Origin of the sequence: Streptomyces sp. NPDC032161, assembly GCF_040636995.1 — a bacterium.
Lineage (GTDB): Bacteria > Actinomycetota > Actinomycetes > Streptomycetales > Streptomycetaceae > Streptomyces.
In genome coordinates this window covers 80,257-99,098 of record NZ_JBEZVN010000018.1, presented here as the reverse complement: position 1 = coordinate 99,098, position 18,842 = coordinate 80,257, and the positions used below count along the sequence as shown (strand labels likewise).

At 76.0% G+C, this 18,842-nt stretch carries 2 protein-coding genes; both read left to right on the top strand.

The annotated features are described in order from the left end of the window. Positions 1–27 precede the first annotated feature (27 nt). Positions 28–8,061, top strand: coding sequence for an amino acid adenylation domain-containing protein (locus AB0E67_RS25330; protein ID WP_362030794.1), 8,034 nt, complete (start codon positions 28–30; stop codon positions 8,059–8,061). Then, on the top strand, positions 8,054–18,790 hold the full coding sequence (locus AB0E67_RS25325) for an amino acid adenylation domain-containing protein (protein WP_362030792.1): 10,737 nt from the start codon (positions 8,054–8,056) through the stop codon (positions 18,788–18,790). Before AB0E67_RS25330 ends, AB0E67_RS25325 begins: the two co-directional genes overlap by 8 nt. Positions 18,791–18,842: the final 52 nt, after the last annotated feature.

The following is an 18,842-nucleotide window of genomic DNA, read 5'->3' as shown; positions in this document are numbered from 1 at the left end:
ACCGAAGCAGAGCGGACCCCACCTCCGGTGGGCGAGACAGCGGGGGACACAGTGCCGAACAACGGCGGCTCGACAGCACGACGGACGCGGCAGGACGGCGACGCGACCGGCCAGGACGCCACCCACATCCCCGACGACGCGATCGCCGTGGTGGGACTGGCCGTGCGTTTTCCCGACGCCGACGACCTGGCGGAGTTCCGTGCCAACCTGCGCGCGGGCCGCGACAGCGTCGGCGCCCTGCCCGAGGGCCGCGCCGAGGCGACGGGACTCGACCCGGAGGCGGCCTACCTGCCCATGGGGCACGTGCGGGACATCCACACCTTCGACCACGGCCTGTTCCGGCTCTCCCGTCGGGAAGCCGCCGTGATGGACCCGCAGCAGCGCCTCGCCCTGCTGCTGGCCCACCAGGCGGTGGAGGACGCCGGGTACTCCGCCCGCCACCTCGGCGCGAACGACACCGCCGTCGTCCTCACCTCCTCCCCGTCGTCCTACCGTGCCGCCGCCGCGGACCCGGGCACGCTCGCCGCCCTGGGCAACATGGCCTTCGGGACACCGGCCCGGGTCGCGCACGTGCTGGGGCTGACCGGCCCCTGCTACACGGTCGACGCGGGCTGCAACAGCTCCCTGCTCGCGGTCCACCACGCCTGCCGCGAGATCGCCTCGGGCGACGCCCGGTACGCGCTCGCCGGCGGGGTGAGCCTGCGTCCCGGCGGCCTTCCGGCCGAGGAGGCCGACGCGATGCCGGAGCTGGTCTCCGACAGCGGGCGGTGCCGGGCCTACGACGCGGACGCCGACGGCGCCGTCCCCGGAGAGGGCGGGGCCGTGCTGCTGCTCACCACGGTCGCCCGGGCCCGGGCCGACGGCGCACCGGTCCACGCGGTGCTGCGCGGCAGCGCGGTCCTGCACAACGGTGGCGCCGTGGCCACGATCAGCTCGCCCAGCGCCGTCGTGCAGAGCAGGACCATCCGCAAGGCGTGGGCCGCGGCGGGGGTGGACCCCGTCCACGCGGGCTATCTGGAGGGGCACGGATCGGGCACCCCGCTGGGCGACGCCGTCGAACTGGAGGGCCTGGCCGCGGTGTTCGGCACCCGGGACACCCCCGTGCCGATCGGTTCGGTCAAGGCCAACATCGGCCACCTGGACCATGCGGCGGGCGTCGCGGGACTGGTCAGGGCCATCCTCAGCGTGAAGCACGGGGAGCTGTACCCCTCGGTCCACTTCCGCCGGGCGACCGGCGGCGTCGACCCCGCCGACCTCGGGGTGGAGGTCGTCGGCGCCCACCGCCCCTGGGGCGACGGCCCTCGCCTGGCCGGGGTCAGCTCGTTCAGCCTCGGCGGCATCAACGCCCACTGCGTCGTGCAGCGGCCGCCTGCCGAGGACGGCGCGGAGGAACCCGACGACCCGGCGGACGACCCGGCGCCGCACCTGGTGGGCGTCTCCGCCCGCACCCCCGAGGCGCTGGCGGCGCTGTGCGCCCGCCTCTCCACCGCGCTGCGCGCGGGACACCTGCCGCTGGCCGACGTCGCGTTCACCCTCAACCAGGGGCGCGACCACTACGCGCACCGCGTCGCCGTACGGGCCCGGGACACCGAGGAACTCGCGGTGCGCCTGGCCGCCGAGGCGACCTGGCTCGCGCAGGACGGGACCCGTGACGTCCCCGCGCGGCCGCCCCGCGTCGTCCTGCTGCCCGACGCCGAGGGCAGGGCCGCCACCGGGACGGCCGCCGAACTCCGCCGCTGCGGGGTGGGACTGGCCGCCGTGCTGGGCACCGACGGCGGTACGCCTCCCGAGCGGACCGCCGCCGAGGTGGCGAAGCTGCGCTCCCGGGGCCGCCCGGTGCTGTGCGTGGCGCCCGACCCGGCCACCGGGCAGGCGGACGCCCTGGCGGAGCCCGGCTCCGACGAGCGGGGCACCGTCGAGGTGATCCCGCTGGACGCGCGCCACGGAGTGCCGGATGTCCTCGGCGCCCTGTACCGCCTCGGCGTCGACCTGGACTGGCAGGCGGTCGCCCCCACTCCGGCCGACGCCACCCGCCCGCCGCGACGTCACCGGCTGCCGGGCCACCCCGTCCTCGGCATTCCCTGCTGGGCGACGCCCGCCCCCGCCGCACCGGCCCGGGCGCTCACCGCCGCCCCGCCCGTGCCGCCCGCCGCACCGGCGCCGGACGTCCCGGAGACCGCTACCGCCACCGCCACGCCTGCCGACCGACCGGCGACCGGGACCGGACCGCTCCCGGCCGGTGAAGCGCCCCGGCCCGTCGAGCAGGTGGCGGCGGAGCCCGAGGACACCACCGCGTGGCTGTGCCGCACCCTGGAGGAACTCCTCGGCGCGGGCACGCCCGTCACCCCCGAGGCCGACTACTTCTCCCTGGGCGGCAACTCGATCATCGCCATGCAGCTCGTCCAGCGCGTGGACGAGCGGTTCGGCCACCGCCTCAAGCTCATCGACACCTACGACCACCCCCGAGTGGCCGACCTCGCCCGCTTCGTCGACGCGCTCTCCCGCGGCCGCCGGACGGCCGTCCCCCCGGTGAAACCCACCGACGAGCGGGTCCTGTCCTTCGGGCAGGAGCGCATGTGGTTCCACCACCAGCTCGACCCCGACACGACCCTCTACAACCTCCCGATGGTCAGCCGGATCAGCGGGGACCTGGACGTCGACGCGGTGCGGGGCATGTGGGAGGGGCTGGCGCGGCGGCACGAGGTGCTCCGCTCCAACCTCGTCGACGACGACGGCGTCCCCGCCCTGCGCGTCCGGCCCGAACTGGGCCCGGAGTTCTTCCGCTTCTCGGACGTCAGCGACCGCCCCGACCCGCAGGCCGCCGCCCGTGAACTGGTGCGCCGCGCCGCGGACCACCGCTTCGACGTGGAGAACGACCCCCTCGTACGGCTGCAGGTCATCCGCACCGGTCCGCAGGAGCACGTGGTCCACGTGACCATGCACCACGCCGTCAACGACGGCGGTTCGCCCAGGATCTTCGAGCGGGAGCTGCCCGAGCTGTACGCCGCGCACCGGGAGAACCGCGAACCCCGCCTCGACCCGCTGCCGGTCCAGTACCGCGACTGGGCCCACTGGCAGCGGCAGCTCCTGGAGTCTTCCGGCCTCGACGGCGAACTGGAGTACTGGAAGCAGCGGCTGGCGGGGATCGAGCCGCTGCGGCTGCCCACCGACCACCCCCGGCCGGCCCGCAAGAGCTACACCGGCAGGCTGCACACCTTCACCGTGCCGGCGGACCTGGTGCGGCGCCTGCGCCGGATCGCCGCGCAGGAGTCCGCGACCCTCTTCACGGTGCTGCTCTCCTGCCTCTACCTGCTGCTCGCCCGCCACACCGACCAGCGCGACCTGGTCATCGGCAGCCCCACCACCGGGCGCACCCGCCCCGAGGTCCAAGGCCTCATCGGCTTCTTCAACAGCACCGTCGCCCTCCGCGCCGACCTGGGCTCCGCCGTCTCGTTCGGGGACTTCGTCAAGCAGGTGCGCGGTACGGTCCTGGAGGCGCTGGAACACCAGGAGGTGCCCTTCGACCGGGTGGTCAACGCGCTGGTGGGCGAACGCGACCTGGGCCGGGAACCGCTGTTCGACGTGTTCTACGTGCACCAGGAGCTCCCGCCCGTGCAGCACGTGGGCGACGCCCGGACCGACTTCTTCGACACCGGCCACACCCAGGAGAACCTCTTCAGCGGGATGCCCCCCGGCACCGCCAAGTTCGACCTGACCCTCGTCACCGAGGACCGCGAGGGCCAGGACGAGATGACGGCCTGCCTGGAGTACAGCGACGACCTGTTCACCGAGCGGACCGCCGCCACGCTCACCGCCGACTATCTGGACGTGCTGCGCGCCGTCGCCGCCGAGGGCAGCCGGGAGACCCCGCTGACCGCCCTGCTGGCCCCGGGCGACCCGCACCCGCCAACGACCGTTCCCGGCCGCCGCGACGAGCGGGCGGAGGCGGCGCCGGAGGCGCCCGCCACCGTGCACCGGGCGATCGAGGACCGGGCCGCCGCCACTCCCGACCTCGTCGCGGTGCGCGCGGGCGAGGACCGGCTCACCTACCGGGAGCTGGACCTGCGCGCGGAGCGGCTGGCGCGGACTCTGCGGGCGCGGGGCGTGGGTGCGGAGGACCGGGTCGCCCTGTGGCTGGACCGGGGCGTGGAGCTGGCCGTCGCGGTGCTCGGGGTGCTCAAGTCCGGCGCCTGCTACGTGGCGGTGGAGCCCTCCCTCCCGCCGGAGCGGGCCCGTTTCCTCCTCACCGACAGCCGCCCGGCACACGTGGTGGCCACCACCGCGTCGGCGGCCCGGCTGCCCTCGGGAGCCCCCGACGTGGTGCTGGTGGACGACCCGTCCACCCCCGGGGAGGGCGCCGGGGCCGAGCGCGCGACGCCGCCGAGCACCCGCCCGGCGGCCGGCGGCAACGCCGCGTACATCTGCTACACCTCCGGCTCCACCGGGCGGCCGAAGGGCGTCGTGGTCACCCACCGCAACGTCCTCGACTTCCTCGCGTGGATGCGGCGCGAGCTGGGCGGCGACGCCTCGTCACGCGTGCTCGGCGCCGCCTCGGCGAGCTTCGACGTGTCGGTCGTGGAACTGCTGGCCACCCTGGTGGCCGGCGGAACCGTCGACCTGGTGCGCAACCTGCTGGCCCTCACCGAACGGAAGGACTGGTCCGGCTCCCTCATCGTCGCCATCCCGTCCGTCTACCGCCGGGTGCGGCAGGCGGAGTGGGTCGACGAGCGGGCCGACCACTACGTGCTGTGCGGGGAACGGGTCACCGCCGACCTGGTGCGGGACATCCACCGCCGCCACCCCGGGGCCACCGTCTGGAACGCCTACGGCCCCACCGAGTGCACCGTCTATGCCACGGCCTGGCGCTGCGACCCCGACGCGCAGGACGACCCTCCGATCGGCACACCGGCGGACGGCCACCGCTGCCACGTGCTGGACCGCGAGATGCGTCCGGTGGCCCCCGGCACGGTCGGCGAGCTGTACGTGGCCGGTGACGGCGTGGCCCGGGGCTACGCGGGCCGTCCCGGGCACACCGCCGAGCGTTTCGTGGCCGACCCGTTCGCAGCCGACGGCACCCGCATGTACCGGACCGGGGACCTGGTGGTCCAGGACCGGGACGGGGTGCTGACCTACCGGGGCCGTGCCGACGACCAGGTGAAGGTCCGGGGCCACCGGGTGGAGCCCGGGGAGCTGGAGGCACGCCTGTCCGCCCTGCCCCGGGTGGCCTCGGCCGCCGTGGTCGCCGTGCCCGCGACCGAGGGCGGAGACGTGGGGGACCACACCCTCGCCGCCTTCCTCCAGCCCGACCCCGGTGCGCGGCTGGACCCCGACACCGTACGGGCCGCCCTGGCCCGTGAGGTCCCCGCGGCACTGGTCCCCACCACCTTCGAGGTGCTGGACAGCCTTCCCCTCACCCCCAACGGGAAGGCCGACCGGAAGGCGCTGCGCCGACGGGTGGCCGCCGAGCCGCAGCGGCCCGTGGTGCGGGCAGGCCGGCCGGAGGCGGTCGACGTGCTGCGCGAGGTGTTCGCCGAGGTGCTGAACCGCACCGACGTCGGCGCCGACGACAGCTTCTTCGCGCTGGGCGGCGACAGCATCCGCTCCATCCGGCTGGTACGGAAGGCGCGCCGGCGGGGCCTGGCGCTGTCCACGGAGGACGTGTTCGTCAGCCCCAGCCCCGCCGGACTGGCCGCAGCTCTCACCGGCGGCCCCCGGGGCGACGCCGCCGGCCCGTCCGTGCCGCCCACGCCCGAAGCGGGGGAGCCCTCGACCCGGGAGGCGGTGGCCGCCGCGCCCCGGCCCCGCCCGTCCGGGGCCACCGGGACCGGACCGGTGCCCCTGACCGAGGAGGGACGCCGCTGGCTCGCCACGGCCTACCCCGCCCACCGGGACGTGCTGCCGCTGTCCCCCCTCCAAGAGGGGCTGCTGTTCCCGCGCGGGTCCGAGCGGGACGGCGAGGACGCCTTCGTCATGCGGCTGACCCTGGACCTGGCCGGCGACCTCGACGTACCGGCACTCCGGCGCGCGATCCGCGAGCTGGGCCGCCGCCACCCCAACCTGTGCGCCGCCTTCGTCCGACCGCCCTCCGGGCCCGCCGTACAGGTGCTGAGCGGCCGCGAACTGGTCCTGGACGAGCTGGACCTCTCCACGGCGAGCCCCGAGGCCCGGCGCGAGCACGGCGAGCGGCTGACCGCCGAGGAGCGGGCCACCCGCCTGGACCCGGTCGACCCCCCGCTGCTGCGGTTCACCCTGGTACGGCTCGGGTCGAAGCGCTTCCAGCTCCGTATCGTCAGCCACCACCTGCTGCTCGACGGCTGGTCCAACCAACTGCTGCTGCCGGTGCTGTTCGCGCTGTACAACGGGGACGCGCTGCCCGAACCCACCCCCTACCGCGACTACCTGGCCTGGCTCGGCGGGCTCGACCGGGAGCGGGCCCTGACCGCCTGGCGCGAGCACCTGACCGGCGTCGAACCCACCCTGCTGGCCCCTTCCCGCAGCGGCGCCGCCACCACCTGGCCGAACCGGCTCATCCACCGGCTGGACCCCGCGGAGACCGACCGCCTCGCGGCCACCGCCGCCCGTCTGGGCGTCACCGTCAACACCGTCGTCCAGTGCTGCTGGGCGCTGCTGCTCGCCGAGCGGACCGGCCGCGGCGACGTGGTGTTCGGGGCGATCTCCTCGGGGCGGTCCCCGGACCTCCCGGGGGTGGAGTCCGTCGTCGGCTTCCTCATCAACACCTTCCCGGTCCGGGTGCGGCTGCGGCCCGAGGAGACGGTGGCCGCGCTGCTGAGCCGCGTCCAGGCCGAGCAGGCCCGCCTGATGCCGCACGGCCACCTCGGACTGTCCCGCCTGCTCGACGCCGTCGGCCTCGACGAACTCTTCGACACGGCCGTGGTGTACGAGAACTTCCCGGCGGCGGACCCGGAGGCGGCGCGGGCCCTGCGGGGCGTGCGCGTCGACGGGGCCACCACCGAGTCCGCCGGTCACCACCCGCTCTCCCTGATGGTGCTGCCCCGCGACGGGGGCACCGACGTCAACCTCCTGCACCGCACCGAGGCGTTCACCCCGGACGAGGCCCGGACGCTGATGGACCGGCTGCTGACGATCCTGCGTACGGTCGTCGCCGCCCCCGACACCCCGGTGACCGACCTGGGGGCGGTCGACGAGGCCGCCACCGGCACCGCGTCGAGCGGGGACCGGTTGGCCGCCCTGATCGGCGCGCAGGACGTGCACCCGGCGTTCGACACCCTGCTGCCCCTGCGCGGCGAGGGCGGACGGGCCCCGATGTTCTGCGTCCACCCGGCCGGCGGCGTGGGCTGGATGTACGCGGCGCTGACCCAGCACCTCGGCCCCGAGCAGCCCCTCTACGCCTTGCAGGACCGGGGGCTGAACGGGGCGGACCTGCTGGCCGGGAGCGTGGAGGAGATGGCCGCCGACTACCTGGCCGAGATCCGCCGGATCCGGCCGCACGGCCCGTACCAACTGCTCGGCTGGTCCTTCGGCGGGCTGGTCGCCCACGCCATGGCCACCGAACTCCAGCGCCTGGGCGAGCGGGTGGAGCGCCTGGTCCTGCTGGACTCCTACGTCGTCGCCGACCTGCCCGAACTGCCCCCCGTGTCCGACCGGGCGGGGGAGCGGATGATGTACGGGGCGCTGCTGGACTTCGCGGGCATCCGGCCCGACGGCGTGCGCGACGAGGAGCTGACCGACGAGCGGTTCCTGAAGATCGTCCGGGACGAGGACAGCCTGCTGTCCGACATCTCCGAGCGCCATCTGATCGCCATGGGCGGGGCGTACGACAACAACCTCCGCCTGGCGCGCTCCTTCCGTCCCGGCCGGTACGCGGGGGACGTCTCCCTCGTACGGGCCCGTCCCGACGAGGGGCCCGGGGCAATCGCCTTCGACCCCTCGACGTGGCGCCCCTACGTCCGGGGGCGGATCGACGTGCACGCCAGCGACTTCGGCCACGGCGACCTGGCCCGCCCGGAGTCGCTGGCCCGTATCGCCCGCATCCTGGACCCGGAAGCGGCCCCCCGAGCGAAGGACGACGACCATGGCTGACCGGGGTACACCGCTGACGGCCGCGCAGGCCGGCATCTGGTACGGCGGGGCCCTGGACCGCTCGGGGCTGCGCTACGTGGTCGCCCAGTACGTGCACCTCCACGGCCCGCTCCGCCAGGACCTGTTCGTCCGGGCGGTGCGCGCGGTCGTCGCGGGCAGCGAGACCCTGCGGGTGCGCTTCGGCGACGACGGCGGTGAACCGGCGCAGTTCCTGGAGCCGGTGGACGACTGGACGGTACGCCGACTGGACCTGCGCGGGGCCGGGCAGCCGCACGCGGAGGCGCTGCGGCTGATCGAGGAGACGTGCGGTCGCCCCTACGACCTGTCCCGGGCGCCGCTCTTCGACCACCATCTGCTGCGGGTGGCGGAACACGAGTACCTGTGGTGCCTGCGGATGCACCACCTCATCTGCGACGGCGCCGCCGCCGCCAACTTCGTCCGGCGGGTCGCCGCCACCTACACCCGACTGGCGGCCGCCCCCGTCACCACGCCGGACCCGGGCGGTGCCGAGGTGTTCGACACACTGGCCGGCATGGTGCGGCGGGACGCCGACTACCGGGCCTCCGCACGCTTCGAGCGGGACGCCGCCTGGTGGGCGGGGCGGTTGGGCGGGGTGGACGAGGCGCCGCAGTTGGCCACGGGCCCGGCCTCCGCCGGGGCCACCGGCCACGTCCGCCACTCCCGGTGGCTGCCGGCCGACCGCTGGCGGGACGTGGGGGCGGCGGCCGACCGCCACGGGGTGCGCTGGCCCGCGCTGTTCGCGGCCGCCACCGCCCTGGCGGTGCACGCCGACACCGGGGAGCGGGAGGTCGTGCTCGGGCTGAGCGTTCCCGGACGTACCGGCCGGGCCGCCCGCGAGGCGTTCGGCACCGCCGCAGGCGTCGTGCCGCTCCGCCTCGCCGTGGACCCCGCCGCGCCCCTGTCGGAACTGGTCTCCACCGTCTCCGCCGCCACGCTCGGCGCCCTGCGCCACCAGGGCTACCGCTTCGAGGACATGCTGCGCGACCAGGGCGCGGTACGGGGCGGGCGACAGCTCGTGGGACCGGTCCTGAACGCCATGACGATGCGCCGCGACCTGGACTTCGCCGGTACCCCGGCGACCGTCCACATGGTCACCCAGGGCCGGGGCGACCATCTGGCGCTCGGTGTCTACGACAACGGCGCCCCGGAGGTGCGGGTCGACATCGACGTACCGGAGGCCCGCTGCTCCGGCACGGCCGCCCGGGCCCAACTGGACCGCATCGTCGACCTGGTGCTGGCTCTCGGCGACGCGGACCCCGCCACCTTGCAGGGACGGGTGGGCGCCGGGGAGCCCGCGGCCGGGCCCGCACCGGCCGCCGCCGGGGAGGAGACCGGCACGCTCACCGACTGGTTCGCCGCCACGGCCGCCAAGGTCCCCGATGCCGTCGCCGTGGTGTCCGGGAGCGACCGGCTCACGTACGCCGGACTCGACGAGCGGGCCGAGGAGCTGGCCCGCCACCTCGCCGCCCGAGGGATCGGCCCCGGGGACCGGGTGGCGGTCTCCCTGCCCCGGTCCACCGGCCTGGTCGTCGCCCTGCTCGCGGTCCTGAAGGCGGGCGCCGCCTATGTGCCGCTGGACCCCGGCTACCCGGTCGAGCGGCTGCGCGGCATCTTCGCCGACGCCGAACCCGCGCTCACCCTCACCCACCCGGGTGCCGCCGTGACCGGGATGCTGGAGGAGCACCGGGCGCCCCACCTGGCCCTGGACCCGCGCCACGGTGTGCCCACCGGGCCGCCGACCGCTCTCCCCCCGGCGGCCCCGCGCCGCCCGACCCCCGGCTGCCCCGCCTACCTCATCCACACCTCCGGCTCCACCGGGACCCCCAAGGGCGTGGTGGTCAGCCACCGCAACGTCACCCGGCTGATGTCCACCACGGCACGCCACTTCGCCTTCGGCCCCGACGACGTCTGGACCCTCTTCCACTCCTACGCCTTCGACTTCTCGGTGTGGGAGCTGTGGGGCGCCCTGCTGCACGGCGGGCGGCTGGTCGTCGTCCCCGAGGAGACCGCCCGCTCGCCCGAGGACTTCCTGGACCTGCTGGTCGAGGAGCGGGTCACCGTCCTCAACCAGACCCCCTCGGCCTTCGCCCAGCTCGCCGAGGCCGACGCGGACCACCCCGCCACGGGCGACCGGCTGGCCCTGCGCCACGTCATCTTCGGCGGCGAGGCACTCGAACCCTGGCGGCTGTCCACCTGGTACGCGCGGCACCCCGACCACACGCCCCGCCTGGTCAACATGTACGGGATCACCGAGACCACCGTGCACGTCACCCACCACCGGGTCGGCCACGCCGCCGACCCCGCCGCGGACGGGAGCGGGGGTGTCATCGGCGAGGCCCTCCCTGACCTCCGGGTGCGGCTGCTGGACGCCGCGCTGCGCCCCGTCCCGGACGGCGTACCGGGGGAGATGTACGTCTCCGGCCCCGGCGTGGCCCACGGCTACTGGCGCCGCCCCGCCCTCACCGCCGGACGGTTCGTCGCCGACCCCGACGGAGCCCCGGGCAGCCGCGCGTACCGCAGCGGCGACCTGGCCCGGCGCCGGCCCGACGGCACGCTGGAGTACCTGGGACGGGCCGACCGGCAGGTGAAGGTGCGCGGCCACCGGGTGGAGCCCGGAGAGGTCGAGGCCGCACTCGTCCGGCTGCCGGGCGTGCGCGACGCCGCCGTCCTGCTGACCGAGTACGGGCCGGGGGACCGGCGGCTGGTCGCCCACCTGGTGGCCGACCCGCAGAGCGCGGCCCGCGCTCCCGAACGGGCCGCCGCGGTCCTGCCCGCCCACCTGCTGCCGTCCGTCTGGGTCACCCTGGACTCCCTGCCCCTGACGCCCAACGGCAAGCTGGACCGGCGCGCACTGCGGGAGGCGGGCGCAGAGCACCCGGGACACGTCCGCGCGCCCCGGAACGCCACCGAGACCACGCTGCGGGACCTCTTCGCCGAGGTGCTCCGCCTCGGACCGGACCGGGTCGGCGTGGACCGGGACTTCTTCACCCTCGGCGGCGACTCCCTGCTCGCCAACCGGCTGGCCACCCGGGTCCGTGCCGTGCTGTGCCGGGACCTCGGGGTGCGGGACGTCTTCGAGCACCCGTCGGTGGCCGAACTCGCGGCCAGGCTCGGCGAGGTGGGCGGCGAAGGGACAGCGCGCCCGGGACCCCTGCCCCGGCCCGCCAGGGTGCCGGTCTCCTACGCCCAGCGCGGGCTGTGGTTCCTGCACCGCCTGGAACGGCACAGCCCCGCCTACCACGTCCCCCTCCTGGCCCGCCTGGAAGGACCGCTGGACGTCGACGCGCTCCGCGCGGCCGCGCGGGACGTGGGGCACCGGCACGAGATCCTGCGGACGACCTTCCCCCACGACGGCGACGAACCGCGGCAGTGCGTCCAGGCCGCGACCGGGGACGACGCGGCCGACCCGCTGACCGTCGTCCCGGTGGCCGAGGACACGCGCGAGGATATGTACGAGGAGGAACTGCGCAGGCCCTTCGACCTGGCGACCTCCCCGCCCTGGCGGCTGACGCTGCTGCGCCGTTCCCCGTCCGACCACACCCTGCTGGTCGTCCTCCACCACATCGCCGCCGACCAGCACGCGCTGGGCCCCCTCACCCGCGACCTCGCCACCGCCTACGAGAGCCGCCTGCGCGGCCGGGAACCGCAGTGGGCGCCGCTGCCCCTCCAGTACGCCGACTTCACCCTCTGGCAGCGCGCCCGGCTCGGCGACCCGGGCGACCCGGACAGCCTCCTGGCCCGCGAGCTCGACCACTGGCGGCAGACTCTGCACGGCGCGCCCGTCGAGACCCCGCTCCCCGCCGACCGCGCCGGCCTGCCGGACGCGGACCGGCCCGGCGACGCCGTCGGCTTCCACTGGGGGCCGCGACTGGGCCGGCGCCTCAAGGAGCTGGCCGCCGCGCGGGGCGCCACGACCTTCATGGCGCTGCACGCCGCCCTCGCCTGCGCGCTGAGCCGGTGGGGCGCGGGCACGGACGTCGTGGTGGGCACCGTCGGCGCGGGACGGGAGGACCCGGCGCTGGACCCGCTGGTGGGCTACTTCGCCCAGGCCCTGCCGCTGCGCCTGGACCTGTCCGGCCGACCGGGGTTCGCCGCCGTGGTGGACCGGGCCCGCGCCGCGGACCTGACCGCCTTCGCCCACGCCCGGGCCCCCTTCGACCGGATCGTGGAGGCGGTGGGCCCGCCCCGGGAACCCGGGCGGCACCCGCTGTTCCAGGTCATGCTGAACCACCAGTCCGGGCACCGGCCCGTACTGGCGCTCGCCGGGACCGAGGCCACCGAGCTGCCGCCGCGCCGCTCCCGGGCCAAGTTCCCGCTCCTCTGGGACGTCACGGAGGAGACCGACGGCACGCTGCGCGGCTGCCTGGAGTACGCCACCGACCGGTTCGACCGCCGCACCGCCGAGGCACTGCTGGACTCCGTACGCCTCTTCCTGGAGGCCGCCCTCGACGGGCCCGAGGCGCCCTTCACCGACCTGCCCTGCCCCCGCCCCGGGGACGGCGTGACCCACCGGCGGACCCCGCCTCCCGCCGACCGTCCGGAATCCGCGCCCCGGGAGGAGACCCCGGCGGCACAGTCGGCCGCCGAGGAACTCCTCCGCTCCCTGACGGCCACCCTGCTCAACCTGCCCTCCGTCGACCCGGACGCCAACTTCTTCGGCCTCGGCGGGGACAGCATCCTCGCCGTCCAACTGGCCGCCCGCGCACAGGGCGCGGGGGTGCTCATCGGCCCCAAGGACGTCTTCGCCCACCAGACCCCCCGCGCGCTGGCCCGGGTCGTCCAGGGCCGGGTACGCCCTCTCACCGCCCCGTCCACGCCCTCCCACGACCCCGGGCCGCTGGAGCCCACCCCGGTGATGGACTGGCTGGCCTCGCTCGGCGGCGGCGCCGAGGGCTTCGCCCAGTCCGTGGTGTGCCCGCTGCCCGACACGGTCACCACCGCCACCCTGCGCGACGCCCTCCAGCAGGTCGTCGACCACCACGACGCCCTGCGGCTGCGGCGCACCGCCGTGCGGGACGGGCACTGGGCCCTGGAGGTGCGCCCACCCGGCACCGTCCACGCCGGCGAGGTGCTGCGCCGCGTCGACCTCGCCCGGGAGCGGGCCGACCGCCCGGAGGACCTGGACGCACTGATCGAGCACGAGCGCCGCAGCGCCCGCCGGCACCTCGACCCCGACCGGGGAGACCTGGTGCGCGCGGTGTGGTTCCGGGGCGCGGGCACCAACCTCCTGCTGCTGGTGATCCACCACCTCGCCGTCGACGGGGTCTCCTGGCGCGTCCTCCTGCCCGACCTGGAACAGGCCCACCAACACGCGCTGCGGGGCGAGCGGGCCCCGCTCCCGGCGGTACGGACGCCGCTGCGCGCCTGGACCCGGGCGCTGCGCGAGGCCGCCGCGTCCGAACCGGTCCGTGCCGACGAGACCTGGTGGCGGCAGCGCCTCGACCGGCCCCACGCCCGCCTGGGCGCACGGGCCCTGGACCCCGTGCGCGACACCGTGGACCGGGCCGGGCGGCTCAGCACCACCTGGGACGAGACGTGGGTGGAGGGCCTGCTGACGGCCGTACCGGCGGGCTTCGGCGCCCGCGTCCCCGAGGTACTGCTCGCCGCCCTGTCCCTCGCGCTGCGCCGCTGGCCGGGCAACCCGGAGGGCGCCCCGGTCCTCGTCGACATCGAAGGACACGGGCGCCGCACCGCGCTGGAGGGGCTGGCCGACCTCGACCTGTCCCGCACCGTCGGCTGGTTCACCACCCTCCACCCCGTGCTGCTGGACCCGCCGGTGAACGGGGGCGCCGAGGGTGACGAGCTGTCCCGGGCGGTCAAACACGTCAAGGAGAGCCTGCGCGAGGTGCCCCACGACGGGCTCACCCACGGGCTGCTGCGCCAGGCCGGCCGGCTGCCGACGGCCCGGGCCCCGCTGACCTTCAACTACCTGGGCCGCTTCGACACCGAGGAACCCGCCCCCTGGAACGCCCTGCCCGGTTCGCTGCGCGGCGAGGCCGACCCCCGCCAGCCGCTGGGCCACACCCTGACGCTCGACGTCTTCGCCGAGCGCGGCCCCGACGGGCCACGGCTGCGCGCCGAGTGGACCTGGCCGTCCGAGGTGCTGACCGCCGACGAGGTACGGGAGCTCAGCGACCTGTGGCACACCGCGCTGGGGCGGCTGGTCCACCACCACCCCGGCACCGGCCCCGTCCTCTCCACCCCCTCCGACTTCCCCCTGGTCCGGGTCGACCAGGGCCGGATCGAGGAGTGGGAACGGCGGTACGGGCCGCTCTCCGACCTGCTGCCGGCCGTGCCGCTCCAGGAGGGGCTGCTCTTCCACGCCCTGTACGACGCCGACGCACCGCGGGCGGACGAGCCGCGGCAGGACCCCTACCTCGTCCAGCTCAGCCTGGAGCTGACCGGCGACGTGCGGCCGGAACGGCTGCGCGCGGCCGCCCGGTCGCTGCTCCGCCGCCACCCCCACCTGTCCGGCTGCTTCCCCGCGGACGCGGGGGACCGGCCGCTGTACCTGATACCGGCGGCCGAAGGCCCGCTGCCCTGGCGCACCGCGGACCTCACCGCCGTGCCCGGTGACGCACTCGCCGACCGGCTGCGCCAGGAGGAGCAGCGGGAACGCGAGCCGTTCGACCCCGGACACCCGCCGCTGCTCCGGTTCGCCCTGCTGCGTACCGGAGAACGGCGGTGGCGGCTGGTCTTCACCCACCACCACCTGCTGCTGGACGGCTGGTCCGTGCCGCTCGTCCTCGGCGAGCTGCTGGACGCCGGCACGGTCCACGAGGGCTCCTCGGCCGGGCAGCACGCCCCCGCCCACCGGGAGTACGCCCGGTGGCTGGCCACCCGCGACCGGGCCGCCGCCGCCGAGGCGTGGCGCGCCGAGCTGGCGGGCGTCGATCCCACCCGGGTGGCCGACCATGCCCCGGGCACCCCCGCCGCCCTGAGCCACCGGTTCGAACTGCCCGAGCGGCTCGGCCACGCGCTCACCGCGCGCGCCGCCCACTGGGGCGTGACCGTCAACGCCCTCGTCGAGTCCGCCTGGGGCATCCTGCTGAACCACCTGACGGGCGAGGAGGACGTCGTCTTCGGTGTCACCGTCGCCCAACGCCCTCCCGAGGTGGCCGGGGTGGACCGGCTCGTCGGGCTGCTGCTGAACACCGTGCCCACCCGCATCACCGTCCGGCCCGGACAGTCGGCCGGTCACCTGGCCCGGCGGGTCCACGCGCGCCGGGCCGACCTGCTGGACCACCAGCACCTCGGCCTCACCGCCATCGAGGAGGCCGTGGGCACCACCGGGCTGTTCGACACGTCGGTGGTCTTCGAGAACTATCCCCTGGACGAGGACGCCTGGACCCGCCTGCCCGACGGCGTCCGGGTGACTGGGACCGAGATACGGGACGGCACCCACTACCCGCTCAGCCTCGTGGTCCTGCCCCGGGCCGGCCGGGTGGAGTGCCGGCTGTACAGCAGGCCCGGAGCGCTGGACGACCGCGCCACCCCCACCGAACTGGCGGACCTCTTCGTCGCCGCCTGCCACGCCCTCGTGGAGGACGAGCGACGGCCCCTGGCCCACGTCCGGCTCCTCCCGGCCCACCGGCGGGCCGGCCTGCTCGCCGCCGGTCAGGGGCCGTCGTCACCGGTGGGGGACGACGACGTCCAGCTGGCCCGGGTCTTCGAGGCCCAGGCCGCCGCACATCCCACCCGCACCGCGCTGTGCCACGGCACGCGGACCCTCACCTACGGTCAACTCAACACCCGGGCGAACCAGTTGGCCCACCACCTCGCCGAGCGGGTCCCGCCCGGCACCCCGGTCGCCGTCGCCCTGGACCGCTCGCCCGAGGTCGCCGTCTGCTTCCTGGCCCTGGCGAAACTGGGCGCCCTCTGCGTCCCCCTCCACTCCGGGTTCCCTCCGGAGAGGGTCCGGGCCATCCGCGAACTGACCGGCGCCCGGCTGCTGTTGGACTCCGTACCGGACGAGGAGACCCTCGCGGCCCAGCCCTCCGCCGACCTGGGACGCACCCTGCCCGGAAACCTCGCGGCCTGCGTGATGTTCACCTCCGGGTCGTCCGGCGAGCCCAAGGGCGTACGGCTGACCCACCGCAACATCCTCAGCCGAGCCCTCGACCCGGCATGGCGGGGCGAGGACCAGCAGTGCGTCCTCCAGCACTCCCCGCACGCGTGGGACGCCGTCGTGTACGAGCTGTGGACGCCCCTGCTCACCGGCCGACGGGTACGGGTGGCCCCGCCCGGCGAGATGGACGGCGCGGCCCTGCGCCGGGCCGTGCGGGAGGGCGGCGTGACCGCGGCCTTCCTGACCGCCGGACTGCTGGACGTCATCGCCGAGCAGGACCCGGGGGCACTCGAAGGACTGCGGCGGCTGGCCACGGGCGGCGACGTCGTCTCGCCCGCCTCCGTGGAACGGGTGCGCCGGCACCACCCGGAGCTGGAGGTCACCCACCTCTACGGGCCGGTCGAGAACACCACCTTCTCCCTCGGCCACGAGGTCCCCCTCGACGGCTCCGGCACCGCGCCCCTGCCGGTCGGCACCCCGGTGCCCGGCTGCCGGGTCACCGTCCTGGACACGGCCCTGCGACCGGTGCCGCCCGGGGTGCCCGGGGAGATCCACCTGGCCGGCGACGGGCTGGCCGAGGGGTACCACGGCGCCCCGGCCGCCACCTGCCTGCGCTTCGTCGCCGACCCGTACGGCCCCGCCGGATCCCGCACCTACCGCACGGGGGACCTGGGCCGCTGGGACCGGGAGGGGCGCCTGCACTTCCTGGGCCGCGCCGACCGGCAGGTCAAGGTGAACGGCTTCCGCATCGAGCCGGGCGAGGTCGAGGCCGCGCTGCGCGCCGAACCCGGGGTCGGCGCCGCCTGGGTGATGGTCCGCGGCGAGGGCGCCGCCGAACGCTCCCTGGTCGCCTACGTGATGGGTGCGGACGGCGCCGTGGACCCCACGTCGCTCCGGACCCGCCTGGCCGCGCGGCTGCCCCGCCACATGGTGCCCGCCGTGGTGGTACCGGTGACCGAGCCGCCCCTGAGCGCCAACGGGAAGGTCGACCGGGACGCGCTGCCCGCGCCCGAGCGCCCGGCCGCCGCCGACGCCCGCACACCCCGTGCCGAGGTGTTGGCCGCCGCCTTCGCGGCCACCCTCGGTCTGCCGTCGGTCTCCGTCGACGAAGACTTCTTCGCCCTCGGCGGCAACTCGCTCACCGCCATCCGGCTGGCCGGCCGCATCCGCGCCGCCCTCGGCCTCCCCGTCTCGGTACGGGACCTGTTCGAGGCACCCACCGTCGCCGAACTCGACAGGCGGCTGCCCGACGGCGCCGCCCCGGCGCGCCACCCCGAGGACGGGACGGCTCCCGAACGCCCGGAACACATCCCCCTCTCCCCGGCCCAGCTCCGCCTGTGGACCGCCAACTACCTGGGGGAGCGACGCCCCACCTATCTCACCTCCCTCGCCCTGGAACTGCGCGGCCCGCTTCGGCGGACGGCGCTGGAGGAGGCGCTGGGCGACGTGGTGGCCCGGCACGAGGCGCTCCGGACGGTACTGCCCTACGGTCCGCAGGGTCCCGAACAGCGGGTGCTGCCCAGCGAGGACGCGGCGCCCGCCCTCCGCCACCTCGACGTCACCCACGGCGAGGAGCGGTCGGTCGTCGAGGCCGAACTGTCCCGCGGCTTCGACCTGCTGACCGAGACGCCGTTGCGTGCCCTGCTGCTGAGCACCGGCCCGGAACGCCACCTGCTGCTGCTCGTGGTGCACCACGTGGCCGTCGACGGCCACTCCCTGGGTGTGCTGCGCGACGACCTGCGGCACGCCTACGCCGCCCGCCTGGACGGCACGGCCCCCCGGTGGGCGGTCCCCGCCCCGCAGTACGCCGACCACACGCTCCGGCTGGCCGGGCGCCGGGGGGACGAGAGCGACCCCGACAGCCCCGCCGCCCGCCAGGCACGCTACTGGTCGGCCGAACTGAAGGGCGTACCCGACCAGTTGATCCTGCCCGGCGCGCCCCCTCGGACCGGACGCCCCGACGGCCGCGCCGGCCAGGTCCCCCTCTCCTGGGGGCCGGATGAGCACCGCCTCCTGGAGGAGGCCGCCACCCGCTACGCCGCGAGCCCCTACATGGTGCTGCACTCCGCCCTGGTCGCCGCCCTCGGCCAGCTCGGCGCCGGGGAGGACATACCCGTGGTGGTCGCCCTGAGCGGACGGGACGACGACGGGGTGGACGGCCTGGTGGGATGCGTCACCAACCCCGTGGTGCTCCGTGTCCCCACCGGCGGGGCCCCCGACGGCCAGGAGCTGACCGCCAGGGTCCGCCGACGCCTGCTGTCCGCCCACGCCCACCAGGACCACCCCTACGAACAGGTGGTGGAGGGCCTGGCGCGGGACCGCGCCCACCAAGGGCGGGGCCTGTTCACCGCGGCCTTCTCCTACCTGCGCGTCGACCCCCCGGGCCGCTGCGAAGGCCGGTGGGCGGGCGGCCTCCGGGTGGACCACCGCGTCCTCCCGGTCACCCACACCGGCCAGGACCTGCTGCTGCAACTGCGCGACACACGCGACGCCGACGGCGGCCCCGCCGGCCTGGACGGCGAACTGATCCACGCACTCGACTACTGCACCCCGGACACCGCCACCCGACTCGCCCAGCTCTTCAGCGAGAAACTGACGACACTCCTGGCCGATCCGGGGGCGCCGCTGATCAGCGGGTGAACTCCGGCCCGGGGGCGCCGCGCAGGGGGCGTCACCGGGGCGTGCCCGGCGA